General features: G+C 71.1%; 21 protein-coding genes. 13 read left to right on the top strand and 8 right to left on the bottom strand.

What is annotated here, in order from left to right:
• The first annotated feature begins 30 nt into the window (after positions 1-30).
• A complete protein-coding gene (locus ACIBG8_RS32765; RefSeq protein ID WP_397346916.1) occupies positions 31-450 on the top strand; it encodes a DUF3592 domain-containing protein in 420 nt (139 codons plus the stop codon).
• On the opposite strand, the gene ACIBG8_RS32760 is transcribed toward ACIBG8_RS32765, so the two are convergent.
• Both ACIBG8_RS32760 and ACIBG8_RS32755 read right to left on the bottom strand, forming a co-directional pair.
• Positions 422-1588, bottom strand: coding sequence for a pyridoxal phosphate-dependent aminotransferase (locus ACIBG8_RS32760; RefSeq protein ID WP_397346915.1), 1167 nt, complete (start codon positions 1586-1588; stop codon positions 422-424). The two genes, ACIBG8_RS32765 and ACIBG8_RS32760, sit on opposite strands and share 29 nt — an antisense overlap.
• A gap of 10 nt (positions 1589-1598) precedes the next feature.
• Complete coding sequence (locus ACIBG8_RS32755) at positions 1599-2612, bottom strand: aldo/keto reductase (protein WP_397346914.1); 1014 nt, start codon at positions 2610-2612, stop codon at positions 1599-1601.
• An 84-nt stretch (positions 2613-2696) separates the two neighbouring features.
• On the opposite strand from ACIBG8_RS32755, the gene ACIBG8_RS32750 reads away from it, so the two are divergent.
• From ACIBG8_RS32750 to ACIBG8_RS32715, 8 genes are read left to right on the top strand one after another with little or no spacing between them, the layout of a single operon-like run.
• Complete coding sequence (locus ACIBG8_RS32750; RefSeq protein ID WP_397346913.1) at positions 2697-3233, top strand: TetR/AcrR family transcriptional regulator; 537 nt, start codon at positions 2697-2699, stop codon at positions 3231-3233.
• A 9-nt stretch (positions 3234-3242) separates the two neighbouring features.
• A complete protein-coding gene (locus ACIBG8_RS32745; RefSeq protein WP_397346912.1) occupies positions 3243-4946 on the top strand; it encodes an alpha/beta fold hydrolase in 1704 nt (567 codons plus the stop codon).
• Positions 4943-5818, top strand: a complete 876-nt coding sequence (locus ACIBG8_RS32740; RefSeq protein ID WP_397346911.1) for a DUF418 domain-containing protein — start codon at positions 4943-4945, stop codon at positions 5816-5818. The genes ACIBG8_RS32745 and ACIBG8_RS32740 overlap by 4 nt, the downstream gene beginning before the upstream one ends.
• On the top strand, positions 5778-6569 hold the full coding sequence (locus tag ACIBG8_RS32735) for a carbon-nitrogen hydrolase family protein (protein WP_397346910.1): 792 nt from the start codon (positions 5778-5780) through the stop codon (positions 6567-6569). The genes ACIBG8_RS32740 and ACIBG8_RS32735 overlap by 41 nt, the downstream gene beginning before the upstream one ends.
• Positions 6570-6578: 9 nt before the next feature.
• Positions 6579-7031, top strand: a complete 453-nt coding sequence (locus ACIBG8_RS32730; protein ID WP_397346909.1) for a hypothetical protein — start codon at positions 6579-6581, stop codon at positions 7029-7031.
• On the top strand, positions 7028-7423 hold the full coding sequence (locus ACIBG8_RS32725; RefSeq protein ID WP_397346908.1) for a hypothetical protein: 396 nt from the start codon (positions 7028-7030) through the stop codon (positions 7421-7423). Before ACIBG8_RS32730 ends, ACIBG8_RS32725 begins: the two co-directional genes overlap by 4 nt.
• A 57-nt stretch (positions 7424-7480) precedes the next feature.
• Positions 7481-7951 (top strand): sigma-70 family RNA polymerase sigma factor, encoded by a 471-nt coding sequence (locus tag ACIBG8_RS32720; protein ID WP_397346907.1) that lies wholly within the window; start codon positions 7481-7483, stop codon positions 7949-7951.
• The gene (locus tag ACIBG8_RS32715; protein WP_397346906.1) at positions 7948-9909 is read left to right on the top strand and encodes a hypothetical protein; all 1962 of its coding nucleotides are present in this window, start codon (positions 7948-7950) and stop codon (positions 9907-9909) included. The genes ACIBG8_RS32720 and ACIBG8_RS32715 overlap by 4 nt, the downstream gene beginning before the upstream one ends.
• Here the strand turns inward: ACIBG8_RS32715 and ACIBG8_RS32710 are convergent.
• Both ACIBG8_RS32710 and ACIBG8_RS32705 read right to left on the bottom strand, forming a co-directional pair.
• On the bottom strand, positions 9906-11384 hold the full coding sequence (locus ACIBG8_RS32710; RefSeq protein WP_397346905.1) for a carboxyl transferase domain-containing protein: 1479 nt from the start codon (positions 11382-11384) through the stop codon (positions 9906-9908). The genes ACIBG8_RS32715 and ACIBG8_RS32710 overlap by 4 nt on opposite strands.
• Positions 11385-11397: 13 nt before the next feature.
• Positions 11398-12555, bottom strand: coding sequence for a CaiB/BaiF CoA transferase family protein (locus tag ACIBG8_RS32705; protein ID WP_397346904.1), 1158 nt, complete (start codon positions 12553-12555; stop codon positions 11398-11400).
• Positions 12556-12629: 74 nt separating this feature from the next.
• Here ACIBG8_RS32705 and ACIBG8_RS32700 point away from each other — a divergent pair, with 74 nt between their 5' ends.
• Positions 12630-13184, top strand: a complete 555-nt coding sequence (locus ACIBG8_RS32700; protein ID WP_397346903.1) for a uridine kinase — start codon at positions 12630-12632, stop codon at positions 13182-13184.
• On the opposite strand, the gene ACIBG8_RS32695 is transcribed toward ACIBG8_RS32700, so the two are convergent.
• From ACIBG8_RS32695 to ACIBG8_RS32685, 3 genes are all read right to left on the bottom strand, one after another.
• On the bottom strand, positions 13144-14352 hold the full coding sequence (locus ACIBG8_RS32695; protein WP_397346902.1) for a DUF4407 domain-containing protein: 1209 nt from the start codon (positions 14350-14352) through the stop codon (positions 13144-13146). The two genes, ACIBG8_RS32700 and ACIBG8_RS32695, sit on opposite strands and share 41 nt — an antisense overlap.
• Before the next feature lie 497 nt (positions 14353-14849).
• Positions 14850-15014 (bottom strand): hypothetical protein, encoded by a 165-nt coding sequence (locus ACIBG8_RS32690; RefSeq protein ID WP_397346901.1) that lies wholly within the window; start codon positions 15012-15014, stop codon positions 14850-14852.
• Between the two features lie 153 nt (positions 15015-15167).
• The gene (locus ACIBG8_RS32685) at positions 15168-15851 is read right to left on the bottom strand and encodes a hypothetical protein (RefSeq protein ID WP_397346900.1); all 684 of its coding nucleotides are present in this window, start codon (positions 15849-15851) and stop codon (positions 15168-15170) included.
• Here ACIBG8_RS32685 and ACIBG8_RS32680 point away from each other — a divergent pair.
• A complete protein-coding gene (locus tag ACIBG8_RS32680) occupies positions 15842-16795 on the top strand; it encodes an excalibur calcium-binding domain-containing protein (RefSeq protein ID WP_397346899.1) in 954 nt (317 codons plus the stop codon). The two genes, ACIBG8_RS32685 and ACIBG8_RS32680, sit on opposite strands and share 10 nt — an antisense overlap.
• 25 nt (positions 16796-16820) lie before the next feature.
• On the opposite strand, the gene ACIBG8_RS32675 is transcribed toward ACIBG8_RS32680, so the two are convergent.
• A complete protein-coding gene (locus tag ACIBG8_RS32675; protein WP_397346898.1) occupies positions 16821-17486 on the bottom strand; it encodes a histidine phosphatase family protein in 666 nt (221 codons plus the stop codon).
• 55 nt (positions 17487-17541) lie between these two features.
• Here ACIBG8_RS32675 and ACIBG8_RS32670 point away from each other — a divergent pair, with 55 nt between their 5' ends.
• Both ACIBG8_RS32670 and ACIBG8_RS32665 read left to right on the top strand, forming a co-directional pair.
• Positions 17542-18126, top strand: a complete 585-nt coding sequence (locus ACIBG8_RS32670) for a TetR/AcrR family transcriptional regulator (RefSeq protein WP_397346897.1) — start codon at positions 17542-17544, stop codon at positions 18124-18126.
• 502 nt (positions 18127-18628) lie between these two features.
• Positions 18629-19465 carry an NAD(P)-dependent oxidoreductase gene (locus ACIBG8_RS32665; RefSeq protein WP_397346896.1) on the top strand — a complete coding sequence of 279 codons (837 nt, stop codon included), beginning with the start codon at positions 18629-18631 and terminating at the stop codon, positions 19463-19465.
• Positions 19466-19785: the final 320 nt, after the last annotated feature.

Here is a 19785-nt window from a genome sequence, read left to right as displayed (position 1 = left end):
GACCCTATGGCCCGCTATGGTCCTGGGTCCATGACCTATCTGCTCACCGCGGGCCTGGCGGTGTTCGGCCTGCTGTTCTGCGGGGTCGGCGTGAATCATGTCCTGGGCGCGCGATGGCTGGCCGCGAACGGGGTCAGGGCGTACGCCGTGGTGACCCGGCTGCGCTGGCAGTCGAGCGACAACGGCGGCGTGCACTACCCGACGCTGCGCTTCCAGACCCGTGACGGGGCCTGGCTGGAGGTGGAGTCGGACATCGGGTCCAGCCCCGCCCCCGCCGAGGTCGGCCGCCAGGTCGTCGTGGTCTACGACCCGCGCGACCCGCGGCGGGCGCGGGTGGACACCCCGCTGGGCAGCGGGGCGCTGCTCGGGTGGATCTTCACCGTGATCGGCGCGCTGGTCGTGGTCGCCGCGGTGGTCGTCGTCATGGTGACAGGTGCTTCAGCCGGGTGACCGCCTCGTCGATGACCTCGTCCTTCTTGCAGAAGGCGAACCTGACGAAGTGGCTGCCGCGCTCCTGGTGGTCGTAGAACACCTGGGTGGGGATGGCGACGACCCCGGCCAGGGCGGGCAGCTTCCTGGTGAGGTCGAGGCCGTCGGTGAAGCCCAGCGGGCGGATGTCGGTCTGCACGAAGTAGGTGCCCGACGGCTTGAGCACCTCGAACCCGGCCGCGCTCAGCCCCTCCATCAGCCGGTCCCGCTTGCTCTCCAGCTCGGCACGCAGCCCGGCGACCCACTGCAGCTCGTTGCGCAGGCCGTACGCCACGGCGAGCTGCCAGGGCGCCGAAGCGGTGAAGGTGAGGAACTGCTTGACCGTCTGGACCGCCTTGACCAGCGGCGGCGGCGCGCAGATCCAGCCGGTCTTCCACCCGGTCACCGAGAACGACTTGCCCGCGGAGGAGATCATCACGGTCCGCTCGCGCATGCCGGGCAGCGTGGCCATGGGCACGTGCTCGGCGCCGTCGAACGTCAGGTGCTCGTAGACCTCGTCGGTGATCGCGATCAGGTCGCGCTCCTGGCACAGCTCGGCGATCGTGGTCAGCTCGCCGCGGGTGAACACCGTGCCCGTGGGGTTGTGCGGCGAGTTGACCAGGATTGCCTTGGTGCGCGGTGAGACCGCCGCGCGCAGCTCGGCGGGGTCGAAGGTGAACCGCCCGTCCACCGGCCGCAGCGTGACCGCGACCAGGCGCGCCCCGGCCATGGCGATCGAGGCGGCGTAGGAGTCGTAGTAGGGCTCGAACGCGATCACCTCGTCGCCCGGCTCGCACAGCGCCAGCACCGAGGCCGCGATCGCCTCCGTCGCGCCGACCGTCACGAGGATCTCCCCCGCCGGGTCGTACTGCAGGCCGTAGTGGCTCGCCCGGTGCTCGGAGACCGCCTCGCGCAGCTCGGGCACCCCGGGGCCCGGCGGGTACTGGTTGGCGCCGCCCTTGATCGCCTCGACCGCCCGTTCCAGCATCGCCGACGGCCCGTCGGTGTCGGGGAACCCCTGGCCCAGGTTGATCGATCCGGTCTGTACGGCAAGCGCGCTCATCTCGGCGAAGATCGTGGTGCCGAAGGCGCGCATCCTGTGCACAAGGGGTTCGCTCACACGGCCAACCCTAACCAGTGGGACGCAGATGGAAGAAGGACCCGTCGGTACCCCGGGGTTCCGGCGTGGAGACCTCGTCCAGCCGCTCGGTGGCCCAGGCGGGCAGGTCGAGCGCGAACGCGGCCAGGTTCTCGTGGAGCTGCGCCACCGAACGCGGTCCGATGATCACGCTGGACACCCCGGGCCTGGCCGCCACCCACGCCAGCGCCACGGCGGACGGCTCGGCGCCGAGCGAGGACGCTACCTCGGCCACCCGCTCGCCGATCTCCAGGTGGCGCTCGGCGAGCAGCGTCTCGGCCCACCAGACCGCGCCGGGAGCCCTGGACGACAGCAGCCTGCCCATCCTGCTGTCCGGGTCGGGCGGGGTGTCCCTGCGGTAGCGACCGGCGAGGATGCCGCCGCCCAGCGTGCCGTACACGATGGCGCCCAGGCCGTGGCGCGCGCAGGCGGGCAGGACCTCGGCCTCGATGTCGCGCGCGATCAGCGAGTACTGCGGTTGCAATGAGACGAACGGCGTGCCGTTCACGCGGGCGGCGGCCCACTGCGACTCCACGATCTGCTCGGCGCTGAAGTTGGAGCAGCCGAGGTAGCGCACCTTGCCCGACCTGACGAAACCGTCGAGGGTGGCCATGGTCTCCTCGATCGGGGTGACCCCGTCCCACAGGTGGCACTGGTACAGGTCGACGTGGTCGGTGCCGAGGCGGCGCAGGCTGCCCTCCAGCGCCCTGGTGAGGTGGCGGCGCGACAGGCCCCTGCCCTCGGGGAGCAGCGCGCCCTTGGTGGCCAGCACCACGGAGTCGCGGCGGCCCCTGAGCGCGCGGCCGAGGATCTCCTCGGTCTCGCCCCGGTGGTACATGTCGGCGGTGTCGACGAAGTTCCCGCCCGCCTCCAGGAAGGCGTCGACGATCTTCGTCGCCTCGTCCTCGCCGGTGGCCGCCAGGCCGTTCGCGGTGCCGAAGTTCATGGTGCCCAGGCAGGCGCGGGACACGCGCAGCCCGGAGGCGCCCAGCATGACGTGGTCCATGCGGAATCCCCTAGAATCGGAATTGTTGTTCCGCTTGGACGATACGGAACAGTTGTTCCGCTTGTCAACGAGAAAGGGTGACGCATGCGCGCAGACGCCCAGCGCAACCGCGCCCGCGTCCTGGAGGCCGCGGAGGTCGTGCTGGCGCGCGACGGGCTGTCCGCCTCCATGCGCGACATCGCCGACCTGGCCGGGGTCGGGGTGGGCACGATCTACCGCCAGTTCCCCACCAAGGAGGCGCTCTACCAGGCGATCGTCGTCGACAGGAAGCTCCGGCTGATCGACAGGGCCGGCGAGCTGGCCGGGGCCGGCGATCCCGGCGAGGCGCTGTTCACCTTCTTCGCCGCCGTCGTCGAGGACGCGACGGCCAAGAAGGTCTTCACCGACGCGCTCACCAGCGCGGGCATCGACGCCAAGGAGAGCGCGCCCGACGTCAGACCGGCCATCGAGACGCTGCTGACCCGCGCGCAGGAGGCGGGGGCCGTGCGCCGCGACGTGGGGATGCCCGAGCTGCTCGCGCTGCTGGCCGCCGCCTGCCTGGCCGCCCAGCACCACCGCTGGGATCCGGACCTGCGCACGAAGACTCTGGCTGTCATGTTCGACGGGCTGTCCGGGCGCTAGTCTCGTCGGGTGATCACCAGGGTCGCCCTCGCGCTCGCAATGATCTTCCAGCCCGTGCCAGCCCCGCCTCCTTTAGAGGCGACGACCTGCCCGGTGGCCGTCCCCCGCGGCACGAAGTGCGGCTTCCTGGTCGTTCCCGAGCGGCGCGACGCCCCCGGCCGGACGATCAAGGTGGGCTACGCGGTGAGCCCGTCGATCGCCAGGGGGCGCAAACCCGACCCGATCGTCTACACCAGCGGCGGGCCTGGCTCGTCGTCGATCCAGCTGACCGGGTTCCTGCGGCAGATGTTCCCCGACCGCGACGTCATCGCGCTGGAGCAGCGCGGCAGCAGATACTCCCAGCCCAGCCTGGGCTGCCCGGAGACGGTCAAGGCGATGCTCGACCAGCTCCGCACCCCGCGCGGCGACATCGGCGCGGCCGCCACGGCCTGCCGTACCAGGCTGGAGGAGCAGGGCGTGGACCTGCGCGGCTACCGGACGGCCGAGATCGCGGCCGACGTGGTGGCGCTGCGCCAGGCGCTCGGCTACCCGAGCTGGAACCTGTTCGGCGTCAGCTACTCCACCCGCTCGATGCTCGAAGCGGCGGCGGCCGACCCCACGGGCGTGCGTTCCGTCGTGCTCGACTCCTTCCTGCCGGAAAGCGTCTCCTGGTACGGCGACGCCGCCGCCAACTTCACCGCCACCCTCGACAAGCTCGGCGTGCGTGACCGGTTCGAGGTCATGGCCAGGCGGCTCAACAGCCGCCCGGCCTTCGTCGAGACCACCGACCCGCAGCTCGGCACCCGTTTCAAGGCGACGCTGACCGGCGACGACGTGGCCACGATCCTGGCGGAAGGGCTGCACGACCCCCAGGTGAGCGCGGTCGCGCCGGCGCTGATCGACGCGCTGGCCGACGGTCACTACGAGCTGCTGCAGCCGCTGGCCGACGCCGTCGGGGGCGGGCTGACCTCGCACGAGTTCGGGCTCTACCACGCGGTGCAGTGCCAGGACGAGCGGCCCACGGCCAAGTCGACGCTGTTCACGGTGAACGCGGACAAGGCGGTGTGCGACGCCTGGAACCTGCCCGCCTCCCCGCCGGTCAACGCCACGACGCAGGCCCCGGTGCTGGTGCTCGGCGGCGAGTTCGACCCCACGACGCCGACGAGGACCAGCAGGCCGGCGGCCGAGCTGCTGCCGCACGCCAGGTTCGTGGAGCTTCCCGGCCTGTCGCACGCGGTCTTCCTGAGCAGCCAGTGCGCCCGCCAGACGATCATCGCCTTCGTCGGGGACACCTCGTCGGTCTCCGCGCCGTGCGGGCCGGTTTACAGGCGTTTCAGCCCTTCCGATCTGGTCGTCTCGCAGGCGCCCTACCAGGCGCAGACCTCGCCGTGGCTGCTGGCGCCGTTCGCGCTGTTCGCGCTGGTGTCGATCGTGCAGTTCGTCGTGGGCGCGATGCGCGGCAGGGCGCTGACGGCGTTCGGCGGCCTCGCCGGGACGGCGTTCTGCGGGCTGGTGGTCCAGGAGGTCTGGCGGCTGGCGGGCGAGAACGAGGTCGCCCTGGCCGTGGGGCTGCCCGCCTCGGTGGGGTGGATCCAGTGGCTGGCGGTCGGCTCCGACGTACTGACGCTGGCCGCGCTGGTCAAGGCGGCGGGCAAGATCCGGTTGTGGCCGTTCGCCGTCGCCGCCGTCGTGGCCGACGGGTTCCTCGTATGGTGGTGGACCTGGGTGCTGTGACGCGCGTTCGAGAGCTTGACGCGCTCCGCGGGTTCGCGGTGTGCGGCATCATGCTGGTCAACATCTGGCAGCACGCGCCCCACACGGGCGACGGCGTGATCGGGACGTTCTTCCAGGGGCGGTTCTACCCGATCTTCTCGATGTTGTTCGGCGTCAGCTTCGTGCTGGTCATGCGGTCGGCCGGGCGGTGGGTGCTGCTGCGCCGGCTGTTCTGGCTGGCCTGCTTCGGGCTGGTCCAGCACCTGTACTACCCGGGCGAGGTCCTGACCGACTACGCGCTGTACGGCGCCGCCGTCCTGCTGCCCGCCTCCTTCCTGCCCACGCTCGCCGTCCTTCCCCTGGGCCTGGCCGGGGTGGCGTGGGCGACCTGGATGGGCGGCGGCTCGATCCTCATCCCCGGGCTGTTCCTCGTCGGGATGGCGGTCTGGGAGCTCAGGCCGTCCCTGCCGCTCGCGTTCTGGCTGGCCGCGCCGGTCTCCGCTGCGTTCACGGTCGCCTGGCTGGCGCCGGAGGAGCACCGGTGGGTGCTCTACACACTGGCCGCCCTCACCGGCGCGGTCGCCTACGCGGCCGGGTTCCTGCTGCTGCCGCGCTGGCTGACCGCGCTGTTCGAACCGCTCGGCAGGATGGCGCTGACCAACTACCTCACCGGCACGTTCGTGATCTTCCTGGCCGGGCCGCGGCTCGACGGCCTGTCGGTGGTCGCCGTGGCGCTGGTGACGGTGCTGACCCAGGGCCTCCTGAGCGCGTGGTGGCTGAGCCGTTTCCGCTATGGGCCGTTCGAGTGGGCGTGGCGGTGCCTGACATGGTTCCGGCGGATAGATTTGGTCCGTGACGACCATCGCGCTCTGCCAGATACCCGTCTCCCCTGACCCGGCGGTCAACCTCAAACGGGCGCAGGAGGCCCTGGGCAGGGTCCCCGAGGCCGATCTGGCGATCTTCCCCGAGGCGGCGCTCACCCGGTACGGCAGGCGCATCACCGACCTGGCCGAGCCCCTGGACGGGCCGTTCGTCACCGGGCTCGCGTCGTACGCGCGGGAATACGGCACAGCCGTCATCGCGGGCACCTTCACGCCGGGCGAGGGCCGGGTGCACAACACGTGCGTCGCCCTGGACTCCGACGGCTCTCTCCAGGCCGCGTATCAGAAGATCCACCTGTTCGACTCCTTCGGCGCCCGCGAGTCCGAGCTGGTCGCCCCCGGCGCGTCGCCGGTCGTGGTCGAGCTCGCCGGGCTGCGGGTCGGGCTCGTCACCTGCTACGACATCCGCTTCCCCGAGCTGACCAGGGCGCTGGTCGACCAGGGCGCCGAGCTGTTCGCGGTGATCGCCGCCTGGGGGTCCGGACCGCTGAAGGAGGACCACTGGGTCACCCTGGTCAGGGCCCGCGCCCTGGAGAACACCACGTGGACCGCCGCCGTCGGGCAGGCCCCCAACCCGGCCGAGTCGACCGACGGCTTCGGCGTCGGACGCAGCATGTTGGTCGACCCGCTGGGAGTGGTTCGCACCGATCTGGGCACAGGTCCTGGGGTCCAGACAGTGCGCCTCGACCCCGAGTTCACCGCCACGGCCAGGGCCACCCTGCCGTGCCTGGAACATCGCGTACTAGGGGTCAACAGATCGTAAAGTAGGAACGTGAACGAGCGTAGGACGCAGATGCAGAAGGTGGTGCCGCCCCGCCTGCTCGTGCCCTACCTCACCGGCAAGCGGACGGTGATCTCCGGCTACGTCTACCGGGTGCAGGACTGTGCCAGGCTCACCTCGCCCAGGCAGCTGTTCCTGGGGCTCGACCTGGGGTTCGAGGGGTCCGACCTGTTCGCCGAGGTGCCCGAGCTGTACGTCATGCGGTGGTTCGCGCGCGACGTCGACACCTACGCCGTGCCGTACGGGCCGCACATGGGCGGCGACTGGTCCGACAGCGCCCCCTTCGCAGGCAACGGGTTCACCACCTCCCGCGAGCACGTCGTGCCGCAGTTCCACACCATGCCCATGCCCATCCCAGCGGGAGCGGAGATCCAGCACGTGACCGGCGAGGACTGGCGGGCGTTCGCCCACTACGACGGCCTCACCTGGCGGCGCGCCGCATGAACGCCGACCTGGTGCCCGTCGCCTCCGGGTTCGTCGCCCGCTTCCACGACCGCACGTTCCCGGCCGCCCTGGGGCCGGAGAGCGACCAGGTGGTGCTGTTCAGCGAGGAGGAGCTCGACGGGTTCGAGGCCGCCTCAGGCTACTGGCGGCGCGTGGTGGTCCGTACCGACGTCGAGTGGCTGGTGCTGGTGCGCACGGTCGGCGCGTTCGGCGGCGAGCCGTGCATCGTGCTCGACGAGGACGAGGACGGCCTGCACATCGCCTACACCGGGCACAGCGGGATGAAGGCCGAAGCGCTGGGCTACTGGATGGTCGACCACGGCGCCTACGAGGTGGTCGTCCCGCGCGAAGAGGTGTTCTCGCTCAGGGTCGAACGCATACCCGTCTCCTAAACGCTGTCAACCGACGCCATCCTCGGGTGTCTCTAAAGCGTGATGGAGTCCCCCACCGTGGAACGCGAGGTCCCCTCGTTCGCCGAGCTGTTCGCCGCCCAGTACGCCTCACTGGTACGGCTGGCAGGCCTGCTCGGCGCCGACGATCCCGAGGACATCGCCCAGGAGGCGTTCGCCCGCCTGCACTCCAGGCGCCTGCGCGAGGACGGCGCGGCGCTGGGCTACCTGCGGGCGACCGTGTGCAATCTGACCCGCAACCGGCTGCGCCACCTGCGCCTGGTACGGCTGCGACGGCCGGACCCACCCGACCCGGTGCCCAGCAGCGAGCACAGCGTGCTCGTCGCCGAGGAGCACCGGGTGCTGCTCGACGCCCTCGACCGGCTGCCCCGCAGGCAGCGCGAGGCCCTGGTCCTGCGTTACTGGCTGGACCTTTCCGAACGTGAGATCGCCGACGCCATGGGCGTGTCGCCGGGCTCGGTGAAGACCCACGCGAGCAGGGGGCTCGCGGCCCTGAGGGAGATCCTGTGAACGATCTGGAAGAGCGCCTGCGCGCCGCCCTCGACGCCAGGGCGGGCACCTACGAGGCCGGCCCCGACGCGTGGATGGGCGTGCAGCGGCGCCTGCGCCGCTCGCCCGGGACGCGGCGCGCCTGGCTCGTGGCGGTGGCGGCCGTGGCGGCGATCGCGCTGCTGGTGCCGTTCCTGCTGACGCGGGGGCTGAACAAGCAGCCGGCCGAGACGCCGGACGAGGTGTACCGGCGGGCGATGGACGGCAGGACGCCGTACGGCGAGGAGCTGACGCTGGCCAACCCGACGGAGGGCAAGCCACTGCGGCTGTGGTTCGCCAAGAACGCGCAGGGCGCGCCGGAGACCTGCTCGCTCGTGGAGCAGCAGGCGGGACCGCCGTCCGGCGGCTGCCACCTCCCCGAGAACATCCCCGCCAGCTACAACCCCGCGTGGTACGAGGGCACGACCGCGCGCGAGGGCTCCGACGTGGTGATGGACTACGGCGTGGCCACCGACCTCGCCACCGGGGTCTCCGCGCTGGCCAAGGACGGCAGGCGCATCGAAGGCACGATCCACCGGCCGGCGGGGGCGCCGATGGGTTTCTGGAGCGTGACGTTCTCCACCGCCGACGAGGTCGCCAAGCTGGAGTTCACCGGGCCGACGCTCGACAAGCCCGTCGTCTACGAGCGCACCCGCCTGTTCTTCGGGCGGCCGGGCGCGAGCCTCGGCGAGGGCTTCACGATGCCCGGCGGGTTCGTGGCCACGCCGCACACCGACAAGGACGGTCCGATCCTGCTGTGGACGCGCGGTGGCAGGGAGGTGAGCCGCCAGACGCTCGACCCCAAGTTCCTCTTCGCCGACACGCCGGTCGCGTTCGACGACCGCGAGGGGTCGCTGCAGGGCCTCGTGCGCAAGGACATCGCCACCCTCGAACTCATCACCGCGAAGGGCACCCTGACCGCCGAGACCGTGCAGGAACCGTGGAACTACGGCATCAGGCTGTTCTCCGTCCCCTTCTCCGGGCGGATCGACTGGAACGCCGGGGTCACCGAGATCGCCTACGACGACACCGGCAAGGAGGTGTGGCGAAGGGTCCTGCCGCCGAGCGAGGGCAGCTCCTTCCTGAAGGAGCGCGTCGGCGAGGTGCTGACCGTCCCGGGAACCGACGACTTCCCCGAAGGACCGGCCAGGATCTGGTTCATAGGCGAGGGCAGGAACACGATGCTCTGCAGCACCGGCGGCCTCGGGCCGACGGGCGAGCGGCAGGGCGGCTGCGCCAACGCCTCCGTCGACCCGAACGGCTTCTCCTACGACACCCTGCGTAGCTACCTGCCGGAACCCGGCCGGATCGTGGCGTTCGGCGCGCTGAAGGCGGGCTGGCGGTCCGCTGCCGCCGTCACCCCGGACGGCACCCGCATCCCCGCCACGGTGCACCGGGTCGACGGCGCGCCGTACCCGATCTGGACGGTCACCTACCCGCGTGACCTCGACGTGGCCGCGTTCGTCTTCGCCAACAAGGGCAGCCAGGTAGAGAACGTCTACCTCCTGGACGCCGCCGACTGCTGGGACGCCGAACCCCCGGCGACCGGCGGGCAGGCGCTGCCCCACGGCGTCACCGCCTACCTGCGCCAGGACAAGCACTGCCTGCAGTGGGTCAAGGGCAAGGACGACCAGACCTTCGACCGGTTGCCCGGCGCCAAGCTGAGCTCCTTGGTGGGTGAGGGCCGCCCGGTCAGGTGGTCCTCGTTCAAGGGGGTCTGGTACGGCTTCGCCACGGCGGAGACCGCCAGGGTAGTGGGCGAGATGGGGAACGGCACCCGCTTCAGTGCGGACACCGTGCCCGACACCTGGGGCGAGGGTGTGGCCATGTTCGCCGGGCCCCTCCCGGACAAGGCGTCGCCGCCAGCGGAAATCATCGGCTACGCGCGTGACGGCAGCGAGTTGTGGCGGTACGACCCGAAGGAGTACCAGGGCGGTTAGCGGTAGCGGGCGTGGCGGGCCGCGAGGCGGTCCGCCTTGTCCTGCAGCAGCAGCCCGGCGATCTCGTACTCCAGGGCCCGCCCCACCCGCTCGCAGAACGCGCGCGGCTCGTAGGCGGCGTCCGGCTCCTCGGGGATGACGCGGTCGGCGATGCCGCTCCTGCGCAGGTCGGTGGCGCGCACCCCCTGCGCCTGGGCGATCTCCGGGGCGAAGTCGACGCTGCGGTAGAGGATCGCCGACGCGCCCTCCGGCGGCAGCGGCGACAGCCAGGCGTGCTGGGCGCAGAGCACCCGGTCGGCGGGAAGCAGCGCGAGGGCGCCACCCCCGGCGCCCTCGCCGAGCAGCAGGCACACCGTGGGCGCCTCCAGCATCACCAGGTCGGCCAGGCAGCGGGCGATCTCGGCCGCCAGGCCGCCCTCCTCGGCCGCCTTCGACAGGTCGGCGCCCGCCGTGTCGACGATGGTGACCAGCGGCAGGCCGAGCTCGGCAGCCAGGCGCATGCCGCGCCTGGCCACGCGGAGCCCGGCGGGGCCGAGCGGGCCGTAGGAGCGCTGCCTGCGGCGGTCCTGGCCGAGCACGACGGCGGGAGCCGTACCGAATCTGGCCAGGGCCAGCAGGAGGCCTGGATCGTTCTCGCCCTCGCCGGTGCCGTTGAGCGGGGTGACGTCGGTGGCGGCCAGCTTGAGCAGGGCGCGCACGCCTGGGCGGTCGTCGCGGCGGCTGCGGGTGATCGCCTCCCACGCCTCCACGGGGCGCAGGTCCTCGGCGGGCGGCTCGCCCTGGGTGATCTGCGTCCTGTCCGCGGCCAGCACGCCCAGCGCCCTGATGGCGATCTTCCTGGCGTCCTCGGCGGAGACCACGGCGTCGACCAGGCCGTGCGCGTAGAGGTTCTCGGCGACCTGCACGCCCTCGGGGAAGGGGTAGCCGTGCAGGGCGTCGAAAACGCGCGGGCCCAGGAAGCCGATCAGCGCCTCGGGCTCGGCCGCCGTCACGTGGCCGAGCGAGCCCCAGCTCGCGAAGACGCCGCCGGTGGTGGGATGGCGCAGATAGACGACGTACGGCAGGCCAGAGGTGCGGTGGCGCTGCACGGCGGCGCTGATCTTGACCATCTGGACGAACGCGACCGCGCCCTCCTGCATCCGGGTGCCGCCTGAGGCGGGCGCGGCGAGCAGCGGCAGCCGTTCCTCGGTGGCGCGCTCCACGGCTGCGACGAGGCGGCGCGCGGCCGCCTGGCCGATGGAACCGGCCAGGAAGGAGAACTCGCAGGCGGCGATGGCCACGCGGCGGCCGTCCAGCAGGCCCTCGCCGGTGATGACCGACTCGTCGTATCTGGTCTTCGCCCGCGCGGCGGCCAGCTCGTCGGCGTAGGAGGAGCCGGGCTCCGCCGGGTCGACGGGCGGCGTGTCCCATGACTTCCACGAGCCCTTGTCGAGGACCGTTTCGATCAATGCGCGCGCGTCAGGACGGGTCACCATGGCTGTCAGGGTCTCATCCTTCACGTTCTTCGAGCCAGGCCAGCACGGCGTCGCCGTCCTGACCGAGGGCGGGAGGGGCGGTGTGCTGCGCCGCCTGGGCGTTCTCGAACCGCAGGGGCGGGCCTGGCAGCTCGATGGAGCCGAGCACCGGGTGGTCGACCTCGACGAGCAGGCCCTGGGAGCGGGTCTGGTCCCAGGCGTAGACCTCGTCGAGGCTGCGGATGGCTCCTGCCGGCACGCCGAGGTCGCCGAGCGCGGCCAGCCAGTGAGCGCGGTCGTGCCTGGCGAGCGACTTCTCCATGTCGGCGATCAGCTCATCCCGGTGCGCAAATCTCTCCCTGTTTGTCGCATATTTCGGGATATCTGGATCGATGTCTAGGAGGGTGGCCGTCTTTCGCCACTGGTTCTCGTTGGCGACGGCGATCTGCAGCATGCCGTCGGCGCAGCGGAAGGCGCCATAAGGGGCGATGCTGGCGTGGTGGTTGCCGTTGGCCTGGGGAACCTGGCCGCCGACGGTCCACGCGGTGCCGTGGTAGGAGTGCACGCCGGTGACGGCGGCGAGCAGGGAGGTGCGCACCACGTCGCCCTTGCCGGTGCGCTCGCGCTCGTAGAGGGCCGCGGCCACGCCGTACGCGCCGTGGATGCCCGCCAGCAGGTCGGCGATGGACGCGCCGACGCGGTAGGGCTCGTCAGGTCCGGGGCCGGTGAGCGACATCAGGCCCGCCTCGCCCTGCGCGATCTGGTCGTAGCCCGGCCTGCCGCCCTCGGGGCCGTCGTGGCCGAAGCCGGTGATCGACAGGATGACCAGGCGGGGGTTGAGCTCATGCAGCCTGTCTACGGGGAAACCCAGGCGGTCGAGGACGCCGGTGCGGAAGTTCTCGATCAGGACGTCACTCTGGCGGACCAGGCGCTCGATGAGGCGCTTGCCCTCGTCGCTCTTGAGGTCGACGGCGATGGACTGCTTGTTGCGGTTGGCCGCCAGAAAGTACGTGGAAATGTCGTGATCCGGGCCGACGAAGGGCGGGCCCCAGCCGCGCGACTCGTCCCCTCCGTCTGGATGCTCCACCTTGATCACCCTGGCGCCCAGGTCGCCGAGCATCTGCGCGGCGTGCGGGCCGGCGAGAGCCCTGGACAGATCGAGCACGACGACGTCGCCGAGGGGTCCGCGCAAGATCAACCTCCTAGATTGACTTCCAGGTGCGGGGCACCGTACCTCACCCCCGCACCCCCTGGCACCCTTGAGGGGTGAAAGCCCTGGCCGCGCGCATCGCCGCCCTCGCCCCCTCGTGCGGGCCCGTGCGGCTGGTCGCCGTCGACGGGCCTGCGGGATCCGGCAAGACTACCTACGCCGGACGGCTCGCCGACGCGCTGGGCGGCGTTCAGGTCGTGCACAGCGACGACTTCCCCGTGCCGTGGGAGGAGGGGCCGGGCGCGTGGTTCCACGCGCTGGAGTCCCAGGTGCTCGAACCGCTGTCGCGCGGGGTCGACGGGTCGTTCCTGCGTTACGACTGGGTGGCCGGGCGGTACCGCTCGCGGGTGACCGTACCCGTCGCGCCCGTGCTGATCATCGAGGGAGTCGGCACGGCTCGCCCTGCTTACACGGCGTTTACCGTCTGGGTGGAGGCGCCATTTCCCGTCCGTATGAAGCGGGTGCTCGACCGGGACGGGCCCGCGCTGGAGCCGCAGTGGGTGCGCTGGTTCGCCGCCGAGGACGCGTGGTTCGCCGCCGACGGCACCCGGTCGCGCGCCGACCTGATCGTCACCTCAGGCGGGCAGCCAGATCCGTCCGGGTCGCATTGACCTGTACGGCGTGCCTCGCGCGCTCCTCCTTCTCCGCCTCGTCCAGCCTGCGCAGCTCGTCGTCGCCCTCCAGCAGGCTCCTGCGCAACGCCACCTCCGTGCGCTTCTCGTGCGCCCTCCTGCGCATCTCCAGGCGCCTGGTGAACAGCTCGTCGTAGGTGGTGCGCGCGGACAGGAACTTCACCAGTGCGGGCAACACGTCGATCACCACGAAGAACAGCGTGACCAGCCAGATGGAGATCGCCAGCATCGCGCTCTTGCCCTTGAGCACGCCCAGGGCCTCCAGGCGCTCCAGCAGGCCGATGTGGCCCTGCTGCGCCTTACGCTCCTGGACCTTGGCGGCGATCTTCTGGGTGAGCTCCTTGGCGTACGTCGTGGACGCCCCGCCGAGCTGCTCGGTCAGCGTGGTCAGCTTGGCGTTGAGCGCGGCGACCGTCGCGGTGTTCTCGGCCAGCTTGCTGTCGGTCTTGAACTGGTCGGCCTCGGCCCTGTTGCGCGCGCAGTTGGGGCCCTCTCCTGCCTGGCCGGTCAGGCCGGCGCCGCCGGTGCCGTTGCACTCGCGGCGGGCCAGCTCCTCGCGGCGCTTCAGCTCCTTGTTGTCCTGGGCGACCTTCCTGGCGAGCTCGTCGCGCTGCCTGGTGAGGGAGTCGCGTTCCGCCATGCGCTCGGTGGGGGCGCCGGCGGTGGCCAGGGTCATTCCCTCGCAGTTCTTCGGGGTCGCCGGGATGGTGCCTGCGGCGTCGGGGGACGGGTTGCAGCGGCGCAGGCTGTCCTCGTAGGCGGCGTTCTGTATCTGGCGGGTCTGTTTGACCTGCTCCTCCACTGCCGAGCCGAAGATCGACAGGACTACGGGCTCGGCGATGATCACGCCTAGGAGGATGGCGATGATCAGGCGGGGGAACATGACCATGGCCTTCTGGCGCCAGGTCATCACGCCGTGGCCGCTGGAGACCAGCCAGCGGTCGAAGTTCCCCACGAGGGCGGACCACAGGAGGGCTATGGGGATGGCGATCAGGAGGGTCCAGCCGGCGCCGAAGACCATGGTGAGGGCGGCGAGCATGGAGACGAAGGCGATGGCTGCCGTGCCGATGACCACGCCGCCCAGGCCGGTGTAGCGGTTGCGCTCCTCGGGGACCTCGTCCAGGAGGGCCTCATCGACACCGGCCATGACCCTGACCCGCCGCCCGATCCAACCGGCATCCTGCCCGTAGGCCTCCTTACCCCTGACAAACCCCCACCCAGAGTTGCCACTCCCCCAACCCTCACCTGGCCCGACTCCACCGTTACGTGCACCACCGCCTTGCCCGGTCTCACCACCCAGCCCGGCCCCGCCATATTGCCCAGCCTCAGCCCCCAGCCCCGCACCGCCATCCGGCCCGATACCGCTATTCGGCCCGGCACCGCTATTCGGCCCGGCACCGCTATTCGGCCCGGCACCACCGCCTTGCCCGGCATCACCACCCTGCCCGGCTTCATCGCTTCGCCTGGCTTCATCGCTTCGCCTGGCCTCTTGGCCGTCCCAGCCGCCCTCCGGGGCCTCTCCGGCTGCTTGCTCCCTGGGGGGACCACTCACGGGGAAGACATCCGTGCCATGGGCGCCCTCAGGCCGAGGAAGCTCGCGGGTGGGTTCGTCGGGCCAGGTCTCGTACTCACGGGTGCCGTCGGTCACGCTGCCTGCTCCTCGTCCTGCCGCTTCGTCGCCGCCGCCCGACCCCGAGCCAGCCGGGCCAGCCAGCTCTGCCGTACCTCCTGAGACGGTGTCTCCAGGTTGCGGGTCACTTCGGCGATCACGTCCCCGGTGTGCCCTTCCGCGCTGAGCCGCGCCAGCACGTCACGTTTGACCTCCAGCCGCCGCCGCTCCTCCGCCAGGCGCAGCTGCTCCCGATGGAAGGTCCGCTCGCGCTCAGCCTCGCGGCGCTCGGCGGCCAGCCGCGACTCCCACTTGCGTTCCTCACCCTGCTCCGCGGCCTGCGCCCGATCGCGCTACTCGCGCAGGTAGCCGACGATGTCGGACGCCGCCACCTGCCCCTCCAGATGCCCGGCGAGCAACGCGGTCAGCGGATCACCCGCCACCTGACCGGCAAGATCAGCCGCCTCGCGCCAGGCGCGCCGCCTGGCCTCGTAGTCGAGCGCATGGTTGCTCCACCGGGCCTCATCGCGTTCGGCGGGTTCAAGCTCGATGCCGAGCAACTCCACGGCCATCCCGGGAATCTCCACCGGGAACAACGCCAGGAACGCCCTGACATCCGCCTCCGACGACACCCCGGGCTGGGCGCCCTCGAGATGCCCCAGCAGCAGGACCGCCACGTCGGCGACCCCGTCACGGACGACCGTGACGGGGTCGAGGACGGTGCAGGCGAACCGCACCTCGGCCAGGAGGTGCTCGCCTCCAGGGGACGGAAGCCACATCCGTACCGTGATCTGCGCGTTCCTGCGCAGGTCGACCACGCTGACGCTGGTCGCCCGCGACGGCGTCCTGCCTGCGGCGTCCACGCGGTGGTGCCCGCCGCCGATCACGAAGACGAGCGTCTCGTGGCCGAGCGGGATCGGCAGCCCCTCCTGCCCGTCACCCGCACGCCGGAACGCTCGCCTGACCTGTCCGAACAGCGTCCCGAACAGGCTGGACGGCCTGAGCGCGCGCTGCTCGACGATCGGATATGACCTCATCATTCATCCCCCGAAAGATGCAGCCTCAGAGCATAGGTCACATTTTGATATCTTTGGCACGTTTTATAACATTTGCCTGCTCACAACGGGGATTCGAAACCCCCAAACACCCCAACCCAACCCAGCACCCAGCCCCCACAAGCACCACCCGACCAAACACCAAAGCCACCCCCACCCCCGCCAACCCCGCGCCCACCCCCACAGCCGCACCCGCCTCCACCCCCGCCGCCACGTCCGGCGCCACGCCTGGCTCCACCCTCGGTGCCAAACCCGGCGCCACGCCTGGCTCCACCCCCGGTGCCAAACCCGGCTCCCCCCGGCTCCACCGCCGGCGCCAAACCCGGCTCCCCCCGGCTCCACCGCCGGTGCCAAGCTCGGCCCAGTCACCAACCTCATCCCGACCCCGCAGCTGGCGTGACACCCGGAGCAACCACCGCACTCAACCCCAACGCCGCGCCCGACTCCTCCACCACCGGCGTCATGCCCGGCCCAGTCACCAACCTCATCCCGACCCCGCGGCCGGCGTCACACCCGGAGCAACCACCGACCCCACCCCGAGCGACACCAACCCCACACCCGGCAACCCCGCCAGCGGCGTGCCCACCTCCTCGCGCCCTCCCGCGCCAGAACGGCCCCGAAGCCCCACCCCACACGCACACTCAACACGTCGCCCCGAAGCCCCGCCCCACACGCCCAACACCTCGGCCCCGAAGCCCCACCGCACACGCACACCCAAGGAGCGGATCTACTACCGCAACTGCGCCACCGCCCGTGCAGCAGGCGCGACCCCCGTCAGTCGCGGCGATCCGGCCTACGGACGCCACCTCAACCGCGACAGCGACCTCGACGGCCACGACGGCGACCTCGACGGCGACAGCGACAGCGACAGCGACAGCAGGGCTGTGAGTGGAGCCAACCCCTCCTCCGATGCGAGGGGGAACTAACCCTCCTCCGAAAGGGGCACGCAGGTCAGGGGAGGTGGGTGGTGGTGTTGAAGGCTTGGAGAGCGAGCTGGCCGTTCACCGAGTGCCAGGTGGAGATCGACGCGTTGTGGATGGGGGCATGGGCGTCGATGTCGGCCAGTCGCCCATCCGGGGTTCCTTCGATGACGTGGCGGAGGATGAGCACCACCGCGTCGTGGGCGACGATCAGCACCCGGCGACCGTACGCTGCCGTATGGAGGTCTGCCAGGAACGTACGGAGGCGTATGGCGACATCCAGGAAGGACTCTCCGGCTGGGGGTCTGTAGGTGTACTCACCCTCTGCTTGCAGGCGGGCCCATTCCTCCGGGTGGTGGTGCTGGATGGCTTCGTCGTTGAAGTGAGCGAGGGCGCCCCACTCGCGGTCACGCAGGCGTTCGTCGGTGGTCACGGGGAGCGGTGGGTGGCCCCACGCGGCCAGTGCGGCCGTCCAGGTGTCCTGGGCTCTGCGGTACGGCGAGCACCATACGACCTCTGGCGCCTCCCCCTCCGGCAGCCCGCCCAGCCATGCGCCGATCGACGCCGCCTGCCGTTCCCCCAACGGGGTGATGGTCACCTCGTCGTCGCCGCGTTCGTAGACGAGCGGCACGCCGATCGACTGCTGGTAGGCGAGATTGGCCTCGCTCTGGCCGTGCCGTACCGCGATGATCCTCACGGGCGTCATCCTACAATCTTGACCGAACGTTACAGATAGGGCTACGGTCGGAGACATGGCCAGGACCAGAGAGTTTGACACCGATGCGGTGGTCGGGAGTGCGATGGAGGTGTTCTGGAGCCGCGGCTTCGAGGCGACCTCCGTGCAGGATCTCGTGGCGGCCACCGGCATCGGCAGGGGCTCGCTCTATGCCGCCTTCGGCAGCAAGGAGGGGCTCTACGAGGCTGCGCTCAGCCGCTACGCAGCCCGGTCGACGGCCGCCATGGCGGCGAGGCTGGATCGGGACGAACCCGTCCGGGTCGTGCTGCGCGAGCTGCTGCTCGACCTGGTCGACGAGACGGTCGGCGACCCGGCCAGGCGCGGATGCCTGGTTACCAACAGCGCGGTGGAACGGCTTCCGCACGACCGTACGGCGGGCAGGATCGTGGGCGACGCGCTCGACCGCGTGACCGAGGCCGTGGCCGGGGCGCTACGCAAGGGACGCGAACGGGGCGAACTGCCACGAGACGCGGATGTGACGGCGCTGGCCGACTTCGTGGTGACGACGATCCAGGGGCTGCGTGTGCAGGGCAAGGCGGGCGCGGACCGCCGCAGACTGGCAACCGTCGTGGACACAGCCCTCGCCGCCCTCCCGCGCTAACGCCCGCCCCGCGATGGACACGGCACCCGCCGCCCTCAAGGGGCAGCACTCGACCTGTGGTGGACACGACCCTCGCCACCCTCCCGCGACAGCGCCCGACCCGTGGCGCATACGGCCCTTGCCGCACTCCCGCGACAGCGCCCGACCCGTGGTGGTCACGGCCCTTGCCGCACTCCGCGATGGCACTCGCCCCGTGGCGACAGCGCGCACCACGCCGCCCTCGTCGCCCCGGTCGCGATCGTGCGCCACTACACAACTCCTTCGCCATTGCGCCCTCACCGTCGCCCTCACCCTGCGCCCTCACCCTGCGCCCTCGCCTCAAGGGCGCAGGGCAAGCCCGCCGCAGCAGTCAAGCCCGACGCGAGAGCGAGCGGCAATCCCGTCGCAGCGTTCACCCCCACGCGACAGCACGTGTCGTATCCCCGCGACAGCGCTCACCCCTATCGCGGCCCAGCATCTCTCGCGATAATGGAATGACCGATCAAGATAAGGTGGAAAGCAGATGACTGCCATCGCGTTTCTCGGTACCGGAACCATGGGTGCGCCCATGGCCAGGAACCTCGTCAAGGCGGGCTTCCAGGTCACGGCCTGGAACCGTACCCGCGACAGGGCTGAAGGGCTCGTCGCCGACAGCCCCGCGCAGGCCGTCGAGGGGGCGGATGTCGTCGTCACGATGCTGAGCGACGGCTCCGCCGTACACGAGGTGATGGAGCAGGCGGCGCCCGGGTTGCGGCCTGGGCAGGTTTGGGTGCAGATGAGTACGGTCGGGGTCGCGGCGCTGGACCGGCTGGTGGGGTTCGCGGCCGAGCGCGGGCTGGTCTTCTACGACGCGCCCGTGCAGGGCACCAAGCAACCCGCCGAGCATGGGAAGCTCGTCGTCCTGGCCGCTGGGCCCGCGTCCGGGCGGCCGATCGTGCAGCCGATCTTCGACGCAGTGGGCGGGCGTACGCTCTGGCTCGGCGCGGTTGGCGACGCCAGCAGGCTCAAGCTGGCGGGGGTCAGCTACGGCATCACGGCTACGGCCATCGCGGGTGAGGCGATCGCGCTGGCGAAGGCGCTCGGGGTCGATCCCGCGCAGTTCGCCGAGCTTGTGACCGGGGGGCCGATGGACAGCCCTTACTTGCAGGCGAAGATGAAGGCCATCATGGCGGGCGACTTCACGGCCAGCTTCGCCGTACGCAATGCGATCAAGGACATCGGCCTCATCGAGGAGGCGGCGCGGGGGGCCGGGGTTCGGGTGGACATGTCGGTCGCGGCAGGCGAGCGCCTGCGCCGCGCCGAGGCCCAGGGGCATGGCGCGGACGACATGGCTGCTGCGTATTTCGCCAGCTTCGCCTGAGCGCTCGGCGGGCACAGCCCATTCTTGGCTGTACGGCTGCGCAGGCCTTTACAAAGTAGATTCGCCCCTTTTGTATGGCTTCGCGCCCAGCGGTGGGTAGGCGGACTCCAGCGGAACCCCTTCGCCGACGTGGTGCGGCGACCACCCGTAGTGGAGGCGAGGCGAGTGCCCGCGATGGAGGCGGGTGGCCGTGGTGAAGGCGGATCGGCCGTGGAGGCGGGGCCGTCAGCAACGGAGCTGGCAGGTGACCGCGTGGTCGGAGTGCGGGTGGTCGGGTGCCGGGTGGCCGGGGGTGGCGGGTGCCCGAGGCGCTAAGGGTG

Origin of the sequence: Nonomuraea sp. NPDC050556, from assembly GCF_044457355.1 — a bacterium.
Lineage (GTDB): Bacteria > Actinomycetota > Actinomycetes > Streptosporangiales > Streptosporangiaceae > Nonomuraea.
This window is presented reverse-complemented; position numbering and strand designations above follow the sequence as displayed.

Bases quoted from the DNA above. Each gene is read 5' to 3' on its own strand.
- ACIBG8_RS32710 (WP_397346905.1), bottom strand. From the start codon at position 11,384: ATGGTGACCCGTCCTGACGCGCGCGCATTGATCGAAACGGTCCTCGAC.
- ACIBG8_RS32685 (WP_397346900.1), bottom strand. From the start codon at position 15,851: ATGAGGTCATATCCGATCGTCGAGCAGCGCGCGCTCAGGCCGTCCAGC.
- ACIBG8_RS32755 (WP_397346914.1), bottom strand. From the start codon at position 2,612: ATGGACCACGTCATGCTGGGCGCCTCCGGGCTGCGCGTGTCCCGCGCC.
- ACIBG8_RS32670 (WP_397346897.1), top strand. From the start codon at position 17,542: ATGGCCAGGACCAGAGAGTTTGACACCGATGCGGTGGTCGGGAGTGCG.
- ACIBG8_RS32680 (WP_397346899.1), top strand. From the start codon at position 15,842: ATGACCTCATCATTCATCCCCCGAAAGATGCAGCCTCAGAGCATAGGT.
- ACIBG8_RS32665 (WP_397346896.1), top strand. From the start codon at position 18,629: ATGACTGCCATCGCGTTTCTCGGTACCGGAACCATGGGTGCGCCCATG.
- ACIBG8_RS32750 (WP_397346913.1), top strand. From the start codon at position 2,697: ATGCGCGCAGACGCCCAGCGCAACCGCGCCCGCGTCCTGGAGGCCGCG.
- ACIBG8_RS32695 (WP_397346902.1), bottom strand. From the start codon at position 14,352: ATGGCCGGTGTCGATGAGGCCCTCCTGGACGAGGTCCCCGAGGAGCGC.
- ACIBG8_RS32725 (WP_397346908.1), top strand. From the start codon at position 7,028: ATGAACGCCGACCTGGTGCCCGTCGCCTCCGGGTTCGTCGCCCGCTTC.
- ACIBG8_RS32765 (WP_397346916.1), top strand. From the start codon at position 31: ATGACCTATCTGCTCACCGCGGGCCTGGCGGTGTTCGGCCTGCTGTTC.